We start from the raw sequence: 2,007 nt of genomic DNA, 5'->3' as shown, positions 1-2,007 counted from the left end.
GTATGACACCCCTACGGGTCAGCGCCGGTACTTGCGCAGTTCCCTCCGGGCCAGCGAGCGCTTGTGCACCTCGTCGGGGCCGTCCGCCAGCCGCAGGGTGCGGTTGCCGGCCCAGAGCTGGGCGAGCGGGGTGTCCTGGCTGACGCCGGCGGCGCCGTGGGCCTGGACGGCCTTGTCGAGGATCCACTCGACGGTGCGCGGGGTGGCGATCTTGATCGCCTGGATCTCGGTGTGCGCACCGCGGTTGCCGACGGTGTCCATCAGCCAGGCGGTCTTCAGCACCAGCAGCCGCAACTGCTCGATCCGCACCCGGGACTCGGCGATCCAGTCCTGCACCACGCCCTGCTCGGCCAGCGGCTTCCCGAACGCCACCCGCTCGTCGGCCCGGCGGCACATCAGTTCCAGCGCCCGCTCGGCGATGCCGATGGCGCGCATGCAGTGGTGGATGCGGCCGGGGCCGAGCCGGGCCTGGGCGATGGCGAAGCCCGTACCCTCCTCGCCGATCAGGTTCTCCACCGGGACGCGGACGTCCTCGAACAGCACCTCGGCGTGGCCGCCGTGGTCGGCGTCGTCGTACCCGAAGACCGTCATGCCGCGCCGCACGGTCACGCCCGGGGTGTCGCGCGGGACGAGCACCATGCTCTGCTGCCGGTGGGGTTCGGCCGCCGGGTCGGTCCTGCCCATCACGATGAGGATCCGGCAATCGGGGTTCATCGCCCCGGTGATGTACCACTTGCGGCCGTTGACGACGTACTCCTCGCCGTCCCGCTCGATCCGGGTGGCGATGTTGGTGGCGTCCGAGGAGGCCACCTCGGGCTCGGTCATCGCGAAGGCCGAGCGGATCGCGCCGTCCAGCAGCGGGCGCAGCCAGCGCTCGCGCTGCTCGGCGCTGCCGAACTGGGCGAGCAGCTCCATGTTGCCGGTGTCGGGCGCCGCGCAGTTGAGCGCGGGCGGGGCCAACTGGATGCTGCGGCCGGTGATTTCGGCGAGCGGGGCGTACTGGAGGTTGGTCAGGCCGGCGCCGGGCTCGCCGGGGAGGAAGAGATTCCAGAGCCCCTGCTTGCGGGCCTCGGTCTGGAGGTCGGCGACGACCGGGGGGACGGCCCACCGGTCGCGGGCCGGGTCGGCGAGTCGGGCCGCGAGCTGGGCGGCGAGGACGGGCTCGGCGGGGTGCACGTGCTCGTCCATGAAGGCGAGCAGCTGCTCGCGGAGCTCGTTCGTCCGGGCGTCGTAGGCGAAGTCCATCGGGTTCTCAGCTCTCCTTGAGGGTGCTCAGGCCGTACCGGGCGAGGATCGGGGCCATCTCGCCGGCGCGCTCGAAGCCGGCGCCCAGGGTGCGGCCCTGCCGGAAGCGGAAGTGGATGCCCTCGGCGACGGCGGCGAGCTTGAACGAGGCGAAGGCGACGTACCAGTCGAGGTCCTCCGCCCGGCGCCCGGTCGCGTCGGCGTAGGAGGAGACGATCTCGTCGGGCTTCGGGAAGCCGGGGGCGGTCATGGCGGAGGGGATGATGCCGCCGCCGACGCCGGCGAGTTCGGTGTACATCACCAGCAGGCCGACGTCGGTGAGCGGGTCGCCGAGGGTGGACATCTCCCAGTCCAGGACGGCGGCGATGGTGTCGTCCGCGTCGACCAGGACGTTGTCGAGCCGGTAGTCGCCGTGCACCAGCGCGGGCGCGGGCGAGACCGGCAGCCGCTCGGCGAGCCCGGCGCGCAGGCGGTCGAGGTCGGGCAGGTCGCGGCTGCGGGAGGCTTCCAACTGCTTCGACCAGCGGCGCAGCTGGCGCTCCAGGTAGCCCTCCGGGCGGCCGAAGTCGGCGAGGCCGACGGCGGCCGGGTCGATCCCGTGCAGGGTGGCGAGGGTGTCGACCAGCCTGCGCCCGAGCGCGTGCACCCGCTGTTCGCCGAGGGCGGCCAGCGGGGCGGCGTCCCGGTGGGCGGTGCCGGGGACGTACTCCATCAGGTACCAGGGGGCGCCGAGGGTGTCGGTGTCCGGATCGAGCAGCAGGG

The 2,007-nt window shown here is 73.1% G+C and carries 2 protein-coding genes; both read right to left on the bottom strand.

Translation table 11 applies throughout. The features are described from left to right. Positions 1–18: 18 nt before the first annotated feature. Positions 19–1,245 carry an acyl-CoA dehydrogenase family protein gene (locus ACIQOV_RS39210; RefSeq protein ID WP_401055649.1) on the bottom strand — a complete coding sequence of 409 codons (1,227 nt, stop codon included), beginning with the start codon at positions 1,243–1,245 and terminating at the stop codon, positions 19–21. Positions 1,246–1,252: 7 nt separating this feature from the next. Further along, on the bottom strand, positions 1,253–2,007 hold a 755-nt coding region (locus tag ACIQOV_RS39205; protein ID WP_401055647.1), incomplete at its 5' end, for a phosphotransferase family protein.

This window comes from Kitasatospora sp. NPDC091257 (genome assembly GCF_044757675.1).
In the GTDB taxonomy this organism is placed as follows: Bacteria; Actinomycetota; Actinomycetes; order Streptomycetales; family Streptomycetaceae; genus Kitasatospora; species Kitasatospora lactacystinica.
Note: the sequence above shows the minus strand (reverse complement) of the source record. Positions and strands in the feature narration are given on the sequence as shown.